The sequence below is a fragment of the Streptomyces sp. NPDC096132 genome, from assembly GCF_044763345.1.
Lineage (GTDB): Bacteria > Actinomycetota > Actinomycetes > Streptomycetales > Streptomycetaceae > Streptomyces.
The window spans coordinates 429,059-447,221 of record NZ_JBIWGA010000004.1; the positions used below are offsets into that span (position 1 = coordinate 429,059).

Sequence of the window (18,163 nt, forward strand, 5' to 3'; positions counted from 1 at the left end):
CGCGATCAGCCGATCCGCTGGCGGCTCATCGCGACCCGCGCGTCGTCGACCGCCTCCTGGGACAGACCTCCGATCTGGAGGGAGATCTCGATCTGCTCGCCGGTCTCGCGCTCGGTGGCGACGACGGTGAGCAGCCCGGAGGTGTCGAGCTCGAACACGCACTGGAAGGGCCAGCGCGCGGGTTTCGCCGGTGGGATCTTCAGCGTCCCCTGAGCCACCACGGTGTTGTGGTCCAGCTCCTCCGACTCCACCGCGCCCGCCTGTTCCATCACCTGGATCCGGACCTGCCGCTGGCCGTCGCGGAGGGTGTGGAAGTCGTCGGTCACGGAGGCCGGCAGGGTGTCGTTGGCGTGCACGAGGTGGGTGACGTACTCCCGGCCGGTGTCGATGTCCGTGACCTTGATGCCGTAGCCGCGCGAGGCGACGGTGGAGATGTCGTAGGGCCGGTGGGTGAGGCCGGTCTCCGGCACGTCCGGCGCCAGGTCGGCGGGGAGTTCACCGCTGGAGAGGATGTACGCGGCCCGGTCGAGGGCGTAGAGCGCGGCGCCTCGGGCCACCGCGAGGTCGGGGTTGTGCAGCCGGGGCTCGAAGCCGAACTGGGCGCGCAGGGTGGCGGCGACGGCGGGCATCTTGGTGGCGCCGCCGACCAGCAGCACCTCGTCGAAGGACGTCACACCGCGCTCCGCGGCCAGCTCGACGGTGCGGCGGGTGATGTCGACGGTGCGGTCGAGCAGGTCGCCGGTCAGCTCCTCGACGAGTCCCCGGGTCAGCTCCACCGGTTCGACCCTGCCCTGGTGCATGACGCGGACGGTGTAGCGCTCGCGGAAGGACAGCGCCTTCTTCGCGTCCTCGGCGTCCTTGCGCAGCTGCGTCTCCGACTGGGGGTCGGACAGCGGATCGTCGACGTCCGGGAAGCGCTCACGGAAACGCTCCACCAGGTGCATCACGATGCGGTCGTCGAAGTCGCTGCCGCCGAGTTCCTTCGCGCCGTCCGTGCACAGCACGGTCAGCTCGCGCCCGCGCAGGGTGAGCACGGTGGTGTCGAAGGTGCCGCCGCCCAGGTCGTACACGAGGATGGCCCGGTCCCCGCGCTCCTCGTCTCCTTCGAGGGCCCCGTAGTCGAGCGCGGCCGCGATGGGCTCGGCCACCACGTCCAGGACGCGCAGTCCGGCGATCTCGCCGGCCTTGCGGGTGGCATCCCGCTCGGCGAGCCCGAAGTAGGCGGGCACGCTGATCACCACGTCACGCGCTTCGTCGCCGCCGGAGGCCTTCGCGTCGTCGACGAGCTTGCGCAGGATGCGCGCGGAGATCTCCTCGGGTGTGTAGGTGCGGCCGTGGAACTCGCGCGGCACCGCGTCGCCCATGTCCCGCTTGATGAGCTGCACGACCTGTTCGGGGTCGAGGACGGCGGCGTCCTTGGCGCTCTGCCCCACGACGACGCTCTCGGCGCTCTCGAAGTAGACGACGGAGGGCGTGGTGTCCGCTCCTTCGAGGTTGCGCAGCACGGTCGGTCTGCCGACGTCGTCGACCCGTGCGACGCAGGAGTATGTGGTCCCCAGGTCGATGCCGTAGACGGCCATACGGTCTCCCGCCACCGGGACGACCGCGCGTCGCGTCCGCCCCGTCCGTTGTCTCGTCAGTTGTCCTTGTCAGTCGTCCTTGTCAGCCGTGCCGTCGAGCCCGCCGGAGACGGGGACGTCCCCGGGGGACTCCGGTTCCCACCGGGAGACGACGACGTCGGCCTTGCGCACGATCCGCTCCCCCTGCGCGAATCCGGCCGCCACGACACGCGCCACCGTCCGGTCCTGCTCGGGCCCCGCGGCGACGGCACGGCCGACCGGCCGGTGCAGGGCCATGTCGAAGGGCTCGCCAGGGCCGGGGGCGTACCGCTCCGCACCGGTCCTGGCCACGGTGTCCGCCGCCTCGTCGGCCAGCGCGGTCAGCAGTGCCCGCAGTTCGTCGGCGTCGAGCGGGCCGGTGACGTGGTCGGCCTGGCGCAGGATCTGGTCGTGGAGCCGGATCAGGGAGTGGCGCACAAGATCGAGCGCCGCCTCGGTCTCGCCCCGGCGCAGCCGTTCGACCTCGTCGTGCAGCCTGGTGACGACCTCCTCACGTCGCTCCGCGAGCTGTTGCTGACGAGCGAGTGCCGCGGTGAACTCGTTTGCGAGCGCGCAGGGTTCGACACGTTCTGACACATCGCTCACAGTAGACCAAAGAGGTACGACGCGTCAGCGGGACGTGTCCCTGCCACCCGCCGGGCCGGAAGGGCTGCCACCGAAGTGGATGGACCCCTGCGCGTGCACGTCCCTCGCCTGGAAGACGGTGCCGTGGGTGCCCCCGGAGACCGAGTTGTTCACGTCGCCCGCGCCGGTCGACGTGCGCTCCAGCGCCTCGGCCTCGCGCCGCCAGGCCGCGAGCGCCTCGGCGAACGCCGGGTCCTGCCGGGCGCGGAGCGCCAGTGCCTCGGCCAGCTCCGCGGCACGCTCCGAGCTGTCCGCCGCCTCGGCGAGGGCCGTCAACTCGCCCTCGTACGGCTCTCCGTCCGACGACCGTCGTCCGACCAGGTTGCGCAGGGACGCCCAGATCTGCTCCCCCGCCGCACCCGCGGTGCCTCCGGCGAGAGCCATGAGCAGTTCGGGTGCGATCGGGTCCATGACGCCCTCCGGGGTTCCAGCGCACAGGTTGCCCATCGAGCCTAGGGCACGGCGGCCCCGCGGCGGCCGGAACCGCGGGAGGATTCCCGCCGTCAGGCGGAGGTGACCGGCAGGACGTCGGGGGACAGCGCGCCCGCGCGGGCCGAGGCGGCGGTCATCCGGCGGAGGTGATGCCGGCGGCACAGCACCTCGTAACCGATCTCCTCCGCCGGGCGGTTGACGTCGCCGACGACCACCTGGGCGCCCTCGACCACCATCTCGCCGCCCACCGTACGGGCGTTGTGCGTGGCGCGGGCTCCGCACCAGCACAGGGCCTCCACCTGGAGGGTCTCCACCCGGTCGGCCAGCTCGATCAGCCGCTGGGAACCGGGGAAGAGCCTGGTCCGGAAGTCGGTGGTGATACCGAACGCGAAGACGTCCAGCCCGAGGTCGTCGACGACCCGCGCCAGCTGGTCGATCTGCTCCGGCGCCAGGAACTGCGCCTCGTCGACGATCGCGTAGTCGACCTTGCCGCCCTTGGACAGCCGGTCGATCAGATACGCGTACAGGTCCATGCCCTCCGCGGCCTCGACCGCCTCCGTGACCAGTCCCAGCCGCGAGGACAACTTGCCCTCCCCGGCCCGGTCGTCCCGTGTGAAGATCACCCCTTGAAGGCCCCGAGCCGAGCGGTTGTGCCCGATCTGGAGCGCCAACGTACTCTTCCCGCAATCCATGGTCCCGGAGAAAAACACCAGTTCGGACATCAGTGGAGGGTGACCTTTCCGAGGGAGCGGGACTCCGGGGACGACACGCCGACCGGGCGTCGACGGGCACTGGACTTTCAGGAGCGTACTTCGAGCAGGGGGACGAGCTGCTCGGCAGGGGTCATGGAGCCATGGTTGCCGACCATGGCCGACTCGTTCGGCTCCCGCTCGGAGGCGATGATCAGGACGTCGTCCCGGGCGGCCGCGATCACGTCGCCGAGCCGGTCGTGGACGCGTTCGTCGATCCGCGGCCCGAACCAGCCCGCGGCGATCGCCTCGTCCCGCGAGGCCACCCAGAACTGCTCGCCGAGCACCTCGCGCCAGCAGGTCAGCACGTCGTTCTCGGCGCCCGGTACGGCGTAGACGTGGCGGGCGCGGCCCTCGCCGCCCAGCAGGGCGACTCCGGCGCGCAGCTCCCAGTCCTCGTCGAAGTCGATGCGGTGCTGCTCGTCGAAGGGCACGTCGACCATGCCGTGGTCGGCGGTGACGTAGAGCGCGCTGCGCGGGGGCAGCTGTTCGGCCAGGCGCTGGACCAGCCGGTCGACGTACATGAGCTGGCCGCGCCAGGTGTCGGAGGCGACGCCGTAGCGGTGGCCCGCGCCGTCCAGTTCGGCGTAGTACGTGTAGACCAGGGAGCGGTCGCCGGCGGCGAGTTGCTCGGCCGCGACGTCCATGCGCTCCTCGCCGGTCAGCCGCCCGAGGAACGTTCCGCCGCTGAGCGCGACCTTGGTCAGCGGGGTGTTCTGGAAGGCGGGCGAGGAGACCTGCGCGGCGTGCACACCCGCCTGGTCGGCGAGCTGGAAGACCGTGGGGTACGGCTGCCAGACGGCCGGTGAGGTCCAGGGCTGCCAGCGGAGCTGGTTCATCAGCTCGCCGGTGGCCGGGTTGCGCACGGTGTAGCCGGGCAGGCCGTGGGCGCCCGGCGGGAGACCGGTGCCGACGGAGGCGAGGGAGGTCGCGGTGGTCGCCGGGTAGCCGGCGGTGAGCGGGCGTCCGGTGCCGCCGCGCGAGCTGCCGAGGAGCGCGTGCAGATACGGGGCCTCGTCCGGGTGGGCCTTGATCTGCTCCCAGCCGAGGCCGTCGATCAGGAAGACGCAGTTGCGGTCGGCCGGGGTCAGCTCCGGGATCGCCGCGGTCATGCCGGGTACGCCGAGTCCGGCGGCCAGCGTGGGCAGCAGGTCGGCGAGGGAGCCGGTGCCGTAGGCGGGGACGGGGGCGGAGGAGACGGGGAGGGGCTCCACGTCGTCCCAGGAAGCGGGCGCCGCCATCAGCGGGTGGTGTCCGCGGTGGCCTCGGAGAGCGACTGGGCGAAGGCGAGTGCCTGGCGCACCGTCTCCGGGCCGTCGCCCGCCTCGCTGACGCGCAGGCTGAGGTCGTCCGCCGTCGAGTTGCCCGTGTAGCCGTGGTCGGCGTCGCAGTTGGGGTCGCCGCAGGCGGCCGGCTCCAGGTCGATGCGGGAGACGGCGCCCCAGCCGATGGTCAGCACCACCTCGCGCGGCAGCGTGCCCGGCTTGTACGACTCGGGGTTGGCGACCACGCGGCTGACCACGACCGAGGAGATCCGGCCGAGCTTCACGGACTCCGTGGAGGTCGTGGCGTACGGCGTCGGGGAGGTCGTGTCGGCGGCCTGCTCGTCGGTGTGGCTGACGATGAAGCGGTTGCCGGTGAGGACCAGCACGGTCACATGCCGACGCACCTCGTTCTGGTCGAACGTGGTCTCCTGGTGGACCAGGTACGACCGGATGGGCTCGCCGCCCACAGCGGCCTCCACCGCCTCGGCCACGAGGGCCGGGTAGTAGCCGCTGCGCTCGATCGCCGCGCGCAGCCCCTGGGTCGTCGTACTGGTCTTGGCCATGCGCTCCATCCTACGGGGACCCACTGACTGCGAGGCACCGCTCACGGACGCTCCGCCGACCCGACGGCGTACGCGGGCCGACCCCACCAGGATCCCCCGGGGAGCCCGAGCCCGGCACGGTCGCCGTCCCGCCGGAATCCCCCGGCGAGCCTGGGCCCGGCACGGAACCCCCCGGGGAGCCCGAACCCGGCACGGTCGCCGTCCCGCCGGAATCCCCCGGCGAGCCTGGACCCGGCGTGGTCGCCGTCCCGCCGGAATCCCCCGGCGAGCCTGGGCCCGGCGCGGTCGCCGTCCCGCCGGAACCCCCCGGCGAGCCTGGGCCCGGCACGGAACCCCCCGGGGAGCCCGAACCCGGCACGGTCGCCGTCCCGCCGGAATCCCCCGGCGAGCCCGGACCCGGCGCGGTCGCCGTCCCGCCGGAACCCCCCGGGCAGCCCGAGCCCGGCGTGGTCGCCGTCCCGCCGGAATCCCGCGCAGCCCGAGGCCGTCGTGACCGCCGTCCCACGCATGCCCAGCGCAGCCCGAGCCCAGCAGGACCGCCGTCCCACGAATGCCCCGCACACCCCGAGCCCGGCAGGACCGCCGTCCTTCCGCGCTCTCCGTCGCTCAGTACGCCGGCAGTGTCCGTGGGCCGAGGTCGTCGCGGGCCGGTGGTGGGGCGAGGCGGACCGAGGCGCCGAGGACGCTGAGGCCGTGCGGGGCGACCACGACGGGCTCCAGGGTGACCGCGACGACCTCCGGATGGTCGTCGACCAGGCGGGAGACGCGCAGGAGGAGCTCCTCCAGGGCGGGGGTGTCGACCGGGGTGGAGCCGCGCCAGCCGAAGAGGAGGGGGGCCGTGCGGATCGAGCGGATCAGGGAGGTGGCGTCGCGGTCGGTGACCGGGACCAGCCGGTGGGCCATGTCGCCGAGCAACTGGGAGGCCGCCCCTGCGAGCCCGAAGGACAGCACGGCCCCGGCCGCCGGGTCGATGACCGCGCGGACGACCGTGTCGACCCCGCGCGGGGCCATCGCCTGGACGACCGGACGGATCTCCTCCGGCTTTCCGAACAACTCGGTCAGCTCGGCGTACGCCCGCCGCAGTTGCTCCTCGTCGGCGAGGTCGAGGCGGACCCCGCCCAGGTCGGCGCGGTGGCGCAGATGCGGGGCGGTGGCCTTGAGGGCGACGGGATAGCCGAGGGCGCCCGAGGCCCGCGCCGCGTCGTCGGGGGTGGGCGCGGGGATGGCCCGGCGGGGGTGGATGCCGTAGTGGCCGAGCAGTTCGCAGGTGTCGTCGGTGCCGAGGGTGAGGCCTTGGCCGCGCGAGAGGAGCCCGTCGATCAGGCGGGCGGCGCCCTTCTCGTCGATGTCCTCGTACCCCGGCACCTTGCCGGGGTCGGCGGCCTCGCGCCGCCACTGCGCGTAGTTCACCGCTTCGGCGAGGGCGCGCACGGCCCGTTCGGCGGCGGGGTAGGCCGGGATGAGGTGGGTGCCCTCTACGGCCTCCCCGACGGCGGCTCCCTTGGCGGACTCGACGGCAACGGCTCCCGCAGGGGCGTCGACGGCGGCCTGCGACCGCGTACCGCCAGCCGGTGTCCCGCCATCCGGTGTCCCGCCATCCGGTGTCCCGCCGTCCGGTGTGGCCCCGTCGGGCGTGGTCCCACGCGCGCGTGCGGTGGCTCCGGCGCGCGGCGCGGTGCTCGTCGCGGCGGACAGCGCGGCCGCGAGGCCGCCCAGTTCCACGTGGACGACGAGCACCGGCTTGGCGGGGGCCGCGGCCGCGGCCGAGCGCAGGGCCTGAGCGAGCGCCGCGTCACTCGGTGAGGTCTCGCCGATGGCCGGTATGGCCGTCACCACGACCGCGTCGCACGTCTCGTCGGCCAGCGCCCGCGCGAGCGCCGCGTGGAAGTCCTCCGCCGACGCCTCCGTCGTCAGGTCCAGCGGCGGCAGCGGGCGCAGCCCCTCGGAGAGGCAGGCGTCGTAGGTCAGCAGTCCCAGCGACTCGGAGTTGCCCAGGATGGCCACCCGGGGCCCGGTCGGCAGGGGCTGGCGGGCGAGTAGCAGGCCGGCGTCGACCAGCTCGGTGATGGTGTCGACGCGGATCACACCGGCCTGGCGCAGCAGCGCCGACACCGTGGCGTGCGGCAGGCGGGTCGCGCGTACGGCGTGGCCCTGCGGGGCGGAGCCGGATCCCTGGACGACCACGAGGGGCTTCGCCGCCGCGGTGCGCCGCGCGAGGCGGGTGAACTTGCGCGGGTTGCCGATGGACTCCAGGTACATGAGGGCGACGTCGGTGTCCGGGTCGTCGTACCAGTACTGCAGGACATCGTTGCCGGAGACGTCCGCGCGGTTGCCGGAGGAGACGAAGGTGGACACGCCGGTGACGCCGGTGACGCCTCCGCCGCGCCGGTGCAGGCGGGACAGCAGGGCGATGCCGATGGCCCCGGACTGGGCGAAGAGTCCGATGCGGCCGGGACGCGGCATCTCCGGGGCCAGCGAGGCGTTGAGCCGCACCTCCGGGGAGGTGTTGATGACGCCGAAGGCGTTGGGGCCGATGATCCGCATGCCGTACGCGCGTGCGTGCCGTACGAGTGCGCGCTGACGTTCGCGCCCGTCGGGGCCGCTCTCGGCGTACCCGGCGGACAGGACGACGAGTCCCTGGACGCCGTGCTCGCCGCACTCCGTGACGACCTCGGGCACATGGTCGGCGGGGACGGCGACGATCGCGAGGTCGACGGGGTCGGCGATGTCGCGCACGGAGCGGTGGGCGGGGACCCCGTCGATCTCCTTGAGGTCCTCGGGGAACGCGCGGTTCACGGCGTACAAGGGGCCTGTGAAGCCGGCCTCGCGGAGGTTGCCGAGGACGCTGCGGCCGACGCCGCCGGGGGCGCGCCCGGTCCCGACGACGGCGACGGAGCCGGGCGCCAGCAGCCGCCGTACGGAGTGCGACTCGGCGCGCTGTTCCCGCGCGCGCTGCACGGCCAGGGAGCGCTCAGTGGGTTCGAGGTCGAACTCCAGGCGGACGACGCCGTCCTCGAAGCTGCGCTGCTGGGTGTAGCCGGCGTCCGTGAACACCTTGATCATCTTGGTGTTGGCCGGGAGCACCTCGGCGGCGAACCGGCGGATGCCGCGCTCGCGCGCGACGGCCGCGATGTGCTCGAGGAGGGCGGAGGCGACACCGCGGCCCTGGTGGGCGTCCTGGACGAGGAAGGCGACCTCGGCCTCGTCGGCGGGGGCGGAGGCGGCCATGCCGTCGGCACCAATGCGGTCATAGCGTACGGTTGCGATGAACTCGCCGCCGACCGTGGCCGCGAGTCCCACCCTGTCCACAAAGTCGTGGTGCGTGAAGCGGTGGACGTCCTTCGCGGACAGTCGCGGGTAGGGCGCGAAGAAGCGGTAGTACTTCGACTCGTCCGAGACCTGCTCGTAGAAGCTGACCAGGCGCTCGGCGTCATCAACGGTGATGGGGCGGATGCGCGCGGTGCCGCCGTCGCGCAGCACCACGTCGGCTTCCCAGTGGGCGGGGTACTCGTGCCGGTCCGAGGCGCTCTGCATGGGGCCCAGCGTACGGCTCGCGTACGACAACGGCGCGAGGCAGTCTGTGGAGGACGGAAGCCGGATCGAGGCCGCGATCCGGCGACCGCACGAGGAACGGGACGTACGACCCGTTCCTCCCGTGCTTCACGTGTGGAACACTGGTCTAGACAACCTGGAAACCGAAGGGCAGCAACACATGGCTGAGCGCCGCGTCAACGTCGGCTGGGCCGAGGGCCTCCACGCCCGCCCCGCCTCCATCTTCGTCCGAGCCGCCACGGCCGCAGGCGTCCCGGTGACGATCGCCAAGGCTGACGGCAACCCCGTCAACGCGGCCTCCATGCTGGCCGTCCTCGGCCTCGGCGCCCAGGGTGGCGAGGAGATCGTCCTCGCCTCCGACGCCGAGGGCGCGGACATCGCCCTCGACCGGCTGGCGAAGCTGGTCGCCGAGGGTCTCGAGGAGCTCCCCGAGACCGTCTGAGTCGCACACGAAGCCGCGTCACCGCTCCCGGTGGCGCGGCTTCGCCGTTTTTCGCACAGGTTTTCGTGGCGGCGCCGTGGAATTACCGGCGGCATAACCGGAAACCCGTCCCCGGGCACGCGAAGGGCGCGCCGGCGAGAATTCCGGGCGCGCCAGGAAAAGGGCAGCGAAAATACCTCTCCGCCGAATATCCCTTCTTTGTATACGGCCCCCGTGTTAATGCCGCAGGCCCGTCATGTTTACGGGAGGTTGCGAAGTCCTCACACGGTCGGCGCGGTCCGCGCCGCCGGCGAACCGCAGCCGGTGCGCGACGGTCGCCCGCTCGGTGTGCAGCGCCGTGACCGTCCGGGCGCGCTCCTGGTCGCCGCGCGCCACCGCGTCCACGATCGCGCCGTGCTCGGCCCAGGACTCCACGGGGTTGACCGGCGCCTCCACGGTGTACATCCAGGCGATCTTGTGGCGCAGCTGGGTCAGCATCGACGTCAGGGCGGGGCTTCCGGAGGCCTGGGCGAGCGTTTCGTGGAACCAGCCGCCCAGGGAGCGCAGATCCTCGCTGTTGCCCCTCCTGGCCCGCTCCTGGCCCAGCCGGACGAGACCGCGCAGCACCTTCAGATGGGCCTCGGTGCGGCGCTGGGCGGCCCGGGCCGCACCGAGCGGCTCCAGGAGCATGCGCATCTCCAGCAGGTCGGCCGCCTCCTGCTCGGTCGGCTCGGCGACGCACGCGCCCGCGTGCCGCCGGGTGACGACGAAGCCCTCGGCCTCCAGGGTGCGCAGCGCCTCCCGGACGGGGACACGGGAAACGCCGTAGCGGCGGGCGAGGAGTTCCTCGGTGAGGCGGCTGCCGCGCTCGTAGACACCCGCGACGATGTCGTCCCGGATGGCCGTGCACACCGAGTGCGCCGGAATACGCATGACCGACCTCCGCATTAATCCCCGTGAAACGTCGACGATTGACGTGTGTTCCGTGACTCTATTGCAATGAGCCGGAATTTCCGATGGCGGACCGGAATCCAGGGATATTTTTTGGACAGCGGGGTGCCGGAAACGGCGAAAGCCCCGGCCTGGTGGGCCGGGGCTGGACGATCTGTCGCCGTGTGTCGTCAGACGTTCACGCCGTGCTGGCGGAGGTAGGCGACCGGATCGATGTCCGAGCCGTACTCCGCGGTCGTACGGGCCTCGAAGTGCAGATGCGGGCCGGTGACGTTGCCGGTCGCGCCCGAGAGGCCGATCTGCTGCCCCGGGGTGACCTGCTGGCCCACCGAGACACCGATGGAGGACAGGTGACCGTACTGGGTGTACGTGCCGTCGTTCATCTTGATGACGATCTGGTTGCCGTACGAACCGCCCCAGCCCGCCTCGACGACCGTGCCCAGGCCGACCGCGTGCACGGAGGTGCCGCTGGCGGCGTGGAAGTCGATGCCGGTGTGGCTGCCGGAGGACCACAGGGAGCTGCTGGCGTGGTAGCCGGTGGAGACGTAGGAACCGGTGATCGGCGGCACGAAGGCGTTCAGACGCTTGCGCTCGGCCTCACGGGCCGCACGCACGCGTGCCTCGCGCTCCTCCGCGGCCTTCTTGGCGGCGGCCTCGCGCGCGGCCTCCTCGAAGGCGGCCCTCTTCTGCACGGCGACCTGGTCGTCGATCTGCTCGGCGACGGCCTCGCCGGCGGTGACGACGGGGATCAGCCCGGTCTCCTCGGGAGTGGGCTCGGCCGCGAAGGCCGGGGCGGAGGAGACGGTGGCCATGACACCGGTGGTGGTCAGCGCCGCGATACCCGCCGCGCGGGCGGTGGTGCGCTGCATCCGGCTGGGCCGGCGGTGCTTCCCGGTGGCGCAGGTGTACGCCATGAAGTTGAGCGGTCCTTTCCTTCCCTCTCGCCTACCGGGTTAGCTGACGGGTTCGGAGCAGGAAGGTCTCCTACGGACCCCCTCGCTGGCGCGCGGGCGTCCGATTCACCCCAGGGACTTCACAAGTGGGTCCCCGGCTCCCCTGGCTCGCGCCGTACGGGGACTCGGCGATGACTGTCCGGTGCCGCGGATGCGGCGCACTGCCTGACGAACAGCCCGCACGAAGCTATGCGGGGCCGCTTTGAATCCTCAAACGGATCCCGGTTTTTGTAGCGCATCCCACAGGGCAGACAGGCAACCTCCGCACCAATTCGGACATCTTGCCGACGCGTTGAGGCCCTGGTGGCCTTGCGGTCCACCAGGGCCCCTACGCGCGCGTGCCGTTGGCCGCCGCCCGGTGGTGACTACTCCGCCGGCACGACCTTCACCTCGCCGATGCCGAGCGCCTCGACGGCCTCCTTGATCTGGGCGGCGTCACCGACGAGCACGGTCACCAGACGGTCCACCGGGAAGGCGCTCACGGCCGCCGCGGTGGCCTCGACCGTGCCGGTCGCGGCGAGCTGCTGGTACAGCGTGGCCTGGTAGTCGTCGGGCAGGTACTGCTCGACCTGGTCGGCCAGCGTGCTCGCGACGGCCGCCGCGGTCTCGTACTTGAGCGGCGCCACCCCGACGAGGTTCTGCACGGCGACGTCCCGCTCGGCGTCCGTCAGGCCCTCCGCGGCGAGGGTGCGCAGCACCTTCCACAGGTCGTCCAGGGCGGGACCGGTGTTCGGCGTGTCTACGGAGCCGCTGATGGCGAGCATCGCGGCGCCCGAGCCGTCCGGGGCGGACCTGAGGACCTGCCCGAAGGCGCGCACCCCGTACGTGTAGCCCTTCTCCTCGCGCAGGACGCGGTCCAGGCGGGAGGTGAGGGTGCCGCCGAGGCAGTACGTGCCGAGGACCTGGGCGGCCCACACGCGCGCGTGCCGGTCGGCACCGATCCGGCCGATGAGCAGCTGCGTCTGGACGGCGCCGGGACGGTCCACGATGACGACGCGGCCGGTGTCGTCGGCGGTCACCGGCCGGACGGGCGACGGCTGGGCCGGGGAGCCCGTCCAGGCGCCCAGGGTGTCGCCGAGGAGCGCGGCCAGGTCGACGCCCGTGAGGTCGCCGACGACCACGGCGTTGGCCGTGGCCGGCCGGACGTGCCTCTCGTAGAAGGCCCGTACGGCGGCGGAGTCGATCTTCTCGACGGTCTCCGCGGTGCCCTGGCGCGGGCGCGACATGCGCGCGCTCGCCGGGAACAGCTCCTTGGAGAGCTCCTTGGCGGCGCGGCGGGAGGGGTTGGCCAGCTCGTGCGGGATCTCGTCCAGGCGGTTGCGGACGAGGCGCTCGACCTCGCTGTCGGCGAACGCGGGCGCGCGCAGGGCGTCGGCGAGCAGGCCGAGCGCCTTGGCCAGGCGGGAGGCGGGCACCTCCAGGCTGAGCCGGACGCCGGGGTGGTCGGCGTGGGCGTCGAGGGTGGCGCCGCAGCGCTCCAGCTCGGCGGCGAACTCCTCGGCGGAGTGCTTGTCGGTGCCCTCGGAGAAGGCCCGCGCCATGATCGTGGCGACACCGTCCAGGCCGGCCGGTTCGGCGTCCAGGGGGGCGTCGAGGAGGACCTCGACGGCGACGACCTGCTGGCCGGGGCGGTGGCAGTGCAGGACGGTCAGGCCGTTGTCCAGCGTGCCGCGCTCGGGCGCCGGGAACGCCCACGGCTTGGCCTCGCCCGCCCGGGGCTGGGGGTGGAAGTCCATCGTGGCGAGCTCGCTCACTGAGCCGCCTCCTCGTTCTCGTCCTGGTCGGCGGGGGCTTCGGGAGCGGTCGGCTCGTAGACGAGCACCGCGCGGTTGTCGGGGCGCAGGCGGGCCTTGGCGACCTCCCGCACCTCCTCGGGCGTCACCTCCAGCACGCGCTGGACGGCGGTGAGGGCGAGCTGCGGGTCGCCGAACAGGACGGCGAACCGGCACAGTTCGTCGGCGCGGCCGGCGACGGTGCCGAGCCGGTCGAGCCACTCGCGCTCCAACTGGGCCTGGGCGCGCTCCATTTCCTCGGCGGTGGGACCCTCCTCGGCGAACCGGGCGAGCTCCTCGTCGATGGCGGCCTCGATGACGGGCACCTCGACGTCCCCGGACGTCTTCACGTCCAGCCAGCCGAGGGAGGGCGCCCCGGCGAGCCGCAGCAGCCCGAAGCCGGCCGCGACGGCCGTACGGTCGCGCCGCACCAGCCGGTTGTAGAGGCGGGAGGACTCGCCGCCGCCGAGGACGGTGAGCGCCAGGTCGACCGCGTCGCACGCGCGCGTGCCGTCGTTCGGCAGACGGTACGCGGCCATCAGGGCACGGGCCGGGACCTCCTCCTCGACGACCTCGCGCAGTTGCTCGCCGATGACGTCGGGCAGCGAGCCGTCGCGCGGCTCCTGCTTGCCGTCGTGGGAGGGGATGGAGCCGAAGTACTTCTCGATCCAGGCGAGTGTCTGCTGCGGGTCGATGTCGCCGACGACCGACAGGACGGCGTTGTTGGGCGCGTAGTACGTGCGGAAGAACGTGCGCGCGTCCTCCAGGGTCGCCGCGTCCAGGTCGGCCATGGAACCGATCGGCGTGTGGTGGTACGGGTGGCCGTCCGGGTAGGCGAGGGCGGTCAGCTTCTCGAAGGCGGTGCCGTAGGGCACGTTGTCGTAGCGCTGACGGCGCTCGTTCTTCACGACGTCGCGCTGGTTCTCCATGGACTCGTCGTCCAGGGCCGCCAGCAGGGAGCCCATGCGGTCGGCCTCCAGCCAGAGGGCGAGCTCCAGCTGGTGGGCGGGCATGGTCTCGAAGTAGTTGGTGCGCTCGAAACTGGTGGTGCCGTTGAGCGAGCCGCCGGCGCCCTGGACCAGCTCGAAGTGGCCGTTGCCCTTGACCTGCGCGGAACCCTGGAACATCAGGTGCTCGAAAAGGTGAGCCAGGCCGGTACGGCCCTTGACTTCGTGGCGTGAGCCGACGTCGTACCAGAGGCACACCGCCGCGACGGGGGTCAGGTGGTCCTCGGAGAGCACCACGCGCAGGCCGTTGGCCAGGCGGTGCTCGGTCGCTGTCAGGCCCCCGGTGCCTGCCTGGTCTGTGGCCGTGTGACCCATGGGCATGTACGTCCTTCCGATCGCGGACGCGGTCGTGGAAACCGCGTGTTTCCTGCCGGTCCTGTCACTGTATGCAAGCGTGCGGTCGGTCGGCGAAGTTCCCGGAGGTCGTACGCCGAGAGCGAGAAACCGGGAGCACAGGGAAAGCCGGGAGAGGGGCTCGGGCGGGGGATGGCGTACCCTGCGGCAATCATGGGAGGGCGGCCCCGCCGGGCCGGGCCCCCGCACGGGCCGGGCATCCCCGCACCGGGCCGGGCGGCCGCCACGGACCGCCCACCCGCGCCGGGCCCGCGGCCGAAACCGGGTCCTGAGCCCGGCTTGTCAGTGCCACGGTCCACAATGGTCCGCGTCAGATACCGTCACACGCTTCAGCAAGGAGCCGGCAGCGATGGCCCGCCGCAGCACGAAGACCCCGCCGCCCGACGACTCGTACGAGGAGCGGATCCTCGACATCGACGTCGTCGACGAGATGCAGGGCTCCTTCCTCGAGTACGCGTACTCGGTCATCTACTCCCGAGCCCTGCCGGACGCCCGCGACGGCCTCAAGCCGGTGCACCGCCGCATCGTCTACCAGATGAGCGAGATGGGCCTGCGCCCCGAGCGCGGCTATGTGAAGTGCGCGCGCGTGGTCGGCGAGGTCATGGGCAAGCTGCACCCGCACGGCGACTCGTCGATCTACGACGCCCTGGTGCGCATGGCGCAGCCCTTCTCCATGCGCGTGCCGCTGGTCGACGGCCACGGCAACTTCGGCTCGCTGGGCAACGACGACCCGCCGGCCGCCATGCGGTACACCGAGTGCCGCCAGGCCGAGGCGACGAGCCTGATGACGGAGTCGATCGACGAGGACACCGTCGACTTCGCGCCGAACTACGACGGCCAGGAGCAGGAGCCGGTGGCGCTGCCCGCCGCCTTCCCGAACCTGCTGGTCAACGGCGCGTCCGGGATCGCCGTTGGTATGGCCACGAACATGCCGCCGCACAACCTCGGCGAGGTCATCGCGGCCGCCCGCCATCTGATCCGCTACCCGAACGCGGATCTGGAAGCCCTGATGAAGTACGTCCCGGGCCCCGACCTGCCCACCGGCGGCCGGATCGTCGGCCTCTCCGGCGTCCGCGACGCCTACGAGACGGGCCGCGGCACCTTCAAGATCCGCGCCACGGTCACGGTGGAGACGGTGACGGCCCGCCGCAAGGGCCTGGTCGTCACGGAGCTGCCGTTCACGGTCGGCCCCGAGAAGGTCATCGCCAAGATCAAGGACCTGGTCGGTTCGAAGAAGATCCAGGGCATCGCCGACGTCAAGGACCTCACCGACCGAGCGCACGGCCTGCGCCTGGTCATCGAGATCAAGAACGGCTTCGTGCCGGAGGCGGTCCTGGAGCAGCTGTACAAGCTGACGCCGATGGAGGAGTCCTTCGGCATCAACAACGTGGCGCTGGTGGACGGCCAGCCGCTGACGCTGGGCCTGAAGGAGCTCCTGGAGGTCTATCTCGACCACCGCTTCGACGTGGTCCGCCGGCGCAGCGAGTTCCGCCGCGGCAAGCGCCGTGACCGGCTGCACCTGGTGGAGGGCCTGCTGACGGCGCTCGTCGACATCGACGAGGTCATCCGGCTGATCCGCTCCAGCGAGAACAGCGCGGAGGCGAAGCAGCGCCTGATGGAGCGTTTCTCGCTCTCGGAGATCCAGACCCAGTACATCCTCGACACCCCGCTGCGCCGCCTCACCAAGTTCGACCGCATCGAGCTGGAGGCGGAGAAGGAGAAGCTCAACGCGGAGATCGCGGAGCTGACCCGGATCCTGGACTCGGACGCGGAGCTGCGCAAGCTGGTCTCGTCCGAACTGGCCGCGGTCGCCAAGAAGTTCGGCACCGAGCGGCGTACGGTCCTGCTGGAGTCCTCCGGGGCCCCGGCCGCCGCCGTACCGCTGCAGGTCGCGGACGACCCGTGCCGGGTCCTGCTGTCGTCCACGGGCCTGCTGGCCCGCACGGCGAACGGCGAGCCGTTCGCGGAGGGTGACGGCAAGCGCGTCAAGCACGACGTGATCGTCTCGGCGGTGCCGGCCACCGCGCGCGGGGAGATCGGCGCGGTCACCTCGACGGGCCGGCTGCTGCGGATCAACGTCGTCGACCTGCCGCAGCTCCCGGACACAGCCGCGGCTCCGAACCTCTCGGGCGGTGCCCCGCTGTCGGAGTTCGTCTCCCTGGAGGGCGACGAGACGGTGGTCTGCCTCATCACGCTCGACGAGTCGTCGCCGGGTCTGGCTCTCGGCACGGAACAGGGTGTGGTCAAGCGGGTGGTGCCCGACTATCCGTCCAACAAGGAGGAGCTGGAGGTCATCACCCTCAAGGAGGGCGACCGGATCGTCGGCGCGGTCGAGCTGCGCACCGGCGAGGAGGACCTGGTCTTCATCACCGACGACGCCCAGCTGCTGCGGTACCAGGCCTCCCAGGTGCGCCCGCAGGGCCGTCCGGCGGGCGGCATGGCGGGCATCAAGCTCACCGACGGCGCGAAGGTGATCTCGTTCACGGCGGTGGACCCGGCGGCGGACGCGGTCGTCTTCACGGTCGCGGGCTCGCGCGGCACACTGGACGACTCCGTCCAGACGACCGCCAAGCTGACCCCGTTCGACCAGTACCCGCGCAAGGGGCGCGCCACCGGCGGTGTGCGCTGCCAGCGCTTCCTGAAGGGCGAGGACTGCCTGTCCTTCGCCTGGGCGGGCGCCACCCCGGTGAAGGCCGCCCAGAAGAACGGCCTGCCCGCCGAACTGCCGGAGATGGACCCCCGCCGCGACGGCTCGGGCGTTTCCCTGGCGAAGACGGTGGGCGTGGTCGCGGGGCCGGTCTAGGCCGCTTCCCCGGGGTCCTGCTCGTCATCCGGATCCTGTACGTAGCGCAGGACGCCCCACATGCCGTGCTCGTCGGCGTGTGGGGCGTCGCTCTTGCACGCCTCCAGTTCCTTCCCGAGGGCGGGTGCGTCGATCCCGGAGCCGATGAGGACGAGCTGGGTGAGGCGGGGGCCGGCGGCCCAAGGCTCCGGACGGAACCGCAGGAAGCGCCCCACGGCGTGCACGGAGTAGCGGTTGCGCTCGTCGTACGCCCCGAAGTCGACGTACCCCTTGATCCGGTACAGCCCTTCCGGCCGGCTGTCGAGGAACTGCATCAACCGGCGTGGGTCCATGGACGTTTCGGAGGTGAAGGAGAGGCTGTCGTAGCCGGAGTGCAGGTGCTCGGCGTGCTCCTCGCCCTCGTCGTGCACATGCAGGTCGTCGAAGGACAGCTGCCCGATGCGCTCCTCGCTCGGTTTGCAGTCGAAGAGGAACTCCGGATCGATCCGGCCGTAGGAGGCGGGCACGACCGCGGCGCGGTCGACGAGAGACCGGACGAGCGCGAGGACCCGCTCACCGTCGGCGGCCCGGTCCAGTTTGTTCACCACGACCAGATCGGCGAGCGCGAGATGCCGGTCGATCTCGGGGTGCTTCGCGCGCGTCTCGTCGAACTCGGCGGCGTCGACGACCTCGACGAGGCCGCCGTACATGATCCCCGGGTGCTCGCTGGCGAGCAGCATCCGCACCAGCTCCTGGGGCTCGGCGAGGCCGCTGGCCTCGATGACGACGACATCGATGCCCGTGGCCGGGTTCGCGAGCCGCTCGAGGTAGACGTCCAGCTCACTTGCGTCGACGGCACAGCACAGACAGCCGTTGCCGAGGGAGACGGTGGAGTCGCCGAGCGCGCCGGCCACCGCCATGGCGTCGATCTCGATCGCCCCGAAGTCGTTGACGATCGCACCGATCCGGCTGCCTCCGCTGCGGTGGAGGAGATGGTTCAGGAGGGTCGTCTTGCCGGAGCCGAGGAATCCGGCGAGTACGACGACCGGGATCTGCTGCGGACTGCGGCTCTGCGTCACCGTGCGACCTCTCTGACACCTGCGCGTACTCCGGCTCACG

At 72.1% G+C, this 18,163-nt stretch carries 14 protein-coding genes and 1 riboswitch; of the genes, 2 read left to right on the forward strand and 12 right to left on the reverse strand.

What is annotated here, in order from left to right:
• Nucleotides 1-5: 5 nt before the first annotated feature.
• From ACIRF9_RS12530 to ACIRF9_RS12560, 7 genes are all read right to left on the reverse strand, one after another.
• Nucleotides 6-1,580: an Hsp70 family protein gene (locus ACIRF9_RS12530; protein ID WP_403819677.1), complete on the reverse strand. Its 1,575-nt coding sequence runs from the start codon at nt 1,578-1,580 to the stop codon at nt 6-8.
• Between the two features lie 69 nt (nt 1,581-1,649).
• A complete protein-coding gene (locus ACIRF9_RS12535) occupies nt 1,650-2,195 on the reverse strand; it encodes a nucleotide exchange factor GrpE (RefSeq protein ID WP_403819678.1) in 546 nt (181 codons plus the stop codon).
• Between the two features lie 33 nt (nt 2,196-2,228).
• Nucleotides 2,229-2,654, reverse strand: coding sequence for a hypothetical protein (locus ACIRF9_RS12540; RefSeq protein ID WP_403819680.1), 426 nt, complete (start codon nt 2,652-2,654; stop codon nt 2,229-2,231).
• A 92-nt stretch (nt 2,655-2,746) separates the two neighbouring features.
• On the reverse strand, nt 2,747-3,397 hold the full coding sequence (locus tag ACIRF9_RS12545) for a thymidine kinase (protein ID WP_403819682.1): 651 nt from the start codon (nt 3,395-3,397) through the stop codon (nt 2,747-2,749).
• Nucleotides 3,398-3,474: 77 nt separating this feature from the next.
• Complete coding sequence (locus ACIRF9_RS12550) at nt 3,475-4,665, reverse strand: alkaline phosphatase family protein (protein WP_403819683.1); 1,191 nt, start codon at nt 4,663-4,665, stop codon at nt 3,475-3,477.
• Nucleotides 4,665-5,252, reverse strand: a complete 588-nt coding sequence (locus ACIRF9_RS12555; RefSeq protein WP_403819685.1) for a DUF5998 family protein — start codon at nt 5,250-5,252, stop codon at nt 4,665-4,667. The genes ACIRF9_RS12550 and ACIRF9_RS12555 overlap by 1 nt, the downstream gene beginning before the upstream one ends.
• Nucleotides 5,253-5,858: 606 nt before the next feature.
• Nucleotides 5,859-8,786, reverse strand: a complete 2,928-nt coding sequence (locus tag ACIRF9_RS12560; protein WP_403819687.1) for a GNAT family N-acetyltransferase — start codon at nt 8,784-8,786, stop codon at nt 5,859-5,861.
• A gap of 178 nt (nt 8,787-8,964) precedes the next feature.
• On the opposite strand from ACIRF9_RS12560, the gene ACIRF9_RS12565 reads away from it, so the two are divergent.
• Nucleotides 8,965-9,246 (forward strand): HPr family phosphocarrier protein, encoded by a 282-nt coding sequence (locus ACIRF9_RS12565; protein WP_071373146.1) that lies wholly within the window; start codon nt 8,965-8,967, stop codon nt 9,244-9,246.
• Between the two features lie 216 nt (nt 9,247-9,462).
• On the opposite strand, the gene ACIRF9_RS12570 is transcribed toward ACIRF9_RS12565, so the two are convergent.
• The 4 genes from ACIRF9_RS12570 to ACIRF9_RS12585 form a co-directional block, all read right to left on the reverse strand.
• Nucleotides 9,463-10,158, reverse strand: a complete 696-nt coding sequence (locus ACIRF9_RS12570; RefSeq protein WP_403819689.1) for a GntR family transcriptional regulator — start codon at nt 10,156-10,158, stop codon at nt 9,463-9,465.
• Nucleotides 10,159-10,346: 188 nt separating this feature from the next.
• Nucleotides 10,347-11,090: a M23 family metallopeptidase gene (locus ACIRF9_RS12575; protein WP_403819691.1), complete on the reverse strand. Its 744-nt coding sequence runs from the start codon at nt 11,088-11,090 to the stop codon at nt 10,347-10,349.
• Between the two features lie 13 nt (nt 11,091-11,103).
• A riboswitch (cyclic di-AMP (ydaO/yuaA leader) is annotated at nt 11,104-11,270 on the reverse strand.
• Nucleotides 11,271-11,494: 224 nt separating this feature from the next.
• Nucleotides 11,495-12,883 (reverse strand): M16 family metallopeptidase, encoded by a 1,389-nt coding sequence (locus ACIRF9_RS12580; RefSeq protein WP_403819693.1) that lies wholly within the window; start codon nt 12,881-12,883, stop codon nt 11,495-11,497.
• Nucleotides 12,880-14,229, reverse strand: coding sequence for a M16 family metallopeptidase (locus tag ACIRF9_RS12585; RefSeq protein WP_403819695.1), 1,350 nt, complete (start codon nt 14,227-14,229; stop codon nt 12,880-12,882). The genes ACIRF9_RS12580 and ACIRF9_RS12585 overlap by 4 nt, the downstream gene beginning before the upstream one ends.
• A 382-nt stretch (nt 14,230-14,611) precedes the next feature.
• Between ACIRF9_RS12585 and ACIRF9_RS12590 the strand changes: the two genes are divergently transcribed.
• A complete protein-coding gene (locus tag ACIRF9_RS12590; protein WP_403819697.1) occupies nt 14,612-17,065 on the forward strand; it encodes a DNA topoisomerase (ATP-hydrolyzing) subunit A in 2,454 nt (817 codons plus the stop codon).
• Here the strand turns inward: ACIRF9_RS12590 and ACIRF9_RS12595 are convergent.
• Nucleotides 17,062-18,123, reverse strand: a complete 1,062-nt coding sequence (locus ACIRF9_RS12595; RefSeq protein WP_403819698.1) for a CobW family GTP-binding protein — start codon at nt 18,121-18,123, stop codon at nt 17,062-17,064. The two genes, ACIRF9_RS12590 and ACIRF9_RS12595, sit on opposite strands and share 4 nt — an antisense overlap.
• Between the last annotated feature and the right edge of the window lie 40 nt (nt 18,124-18,163).